This window comes from Brachyspira sp. SAP_772 (genome assembly GCF_009755885.1).
In the GTDB taxonomy this organism is placed as follows: domain Bacteria; phylum Spirochaetota; class Brachyspiria; order Brachyspirales; family Brachyspiraceae; genus Brachyspira.
Genome location: NZ_VYIX01000215.1, coordinates 1 through 664 on the forward strand (window position 1 = coordinate 1; position 664 = coordinate 664).

A 664-nucleotide genomic window follows, 5' to 3' on the forward strand; every position below is an offset into this window, starting at 1 on the left:
TTTAAAATTTGCTAAAAAATATAAAAATAAAAATGAAATCATAAGGATATAAATATGATTAATGAGATATTAAATAAATATAAAAATTGTGATTTAAGTAATATTGATGTTTTAATAGATTTTTTAATTGATTTAGAAAATAGTGGAATGGAAGCGGTTTTTATTAATCAAAAATATTTTAGTGAAGCAAAACACATTATTCATATTGGCAAAAGCAACAGTATTCCTTATTGCGTTTATTTATCAGTTTTAGATATGGATAGAGAGGAAGCTATTAATTTAATAAAACAAGAAAAAGAATTAAATAACATTAATTACATTTATGAAGTATAGGGGGCTTAAAATGGAAAGACATYGCTTAAATTGTGTATGGTTTAATAAAGAAAAAATACATTGTGATTATGAGTTTGGTACAAGTCATTATAAACCTTATTGTTTAGATGATGATAATAATTTTATAGATGATAATGAGGAGCTTATTCAAGATATTAATATTTTACAAGATTTTAGATGCCATAAATATTATGAAAGACCGCCTAAAATAATAAACCCAATGGATTTATTACAAGACTATAAAAACATAGTAGATAAAATAAAAGAGCATATTAAAACAGAATTAGAAAAAAGATATGATGATATAAAGTTTGATGATGTTAGTGATTTT

At 21.9% G+C, this 664-nt stretch carries 2 protein-coding genes; both read left to right on the top strand.

From position 1 onward, the window contains the following. Positions 1-54: 54 nt before the first annotated feature. A complete protein-coding gene (locus tag GQX97_RS13635; RefSeq protein WP_157152315.1) occupies positions 55-333 on the top strand; it encodes a hypothetical protein in 279 nt (92 codons plus the stop codon). Positions 334-343: 10 nt separating this feature from the next. Continuing rightward, a partial coding sequence (locus tag GQX97_RS13640) for a hypothetical protein (RefSeq protein WP_157152316.1) occupies positions 344-664 on the top strand: 321 nt, incomplete at its 3' end.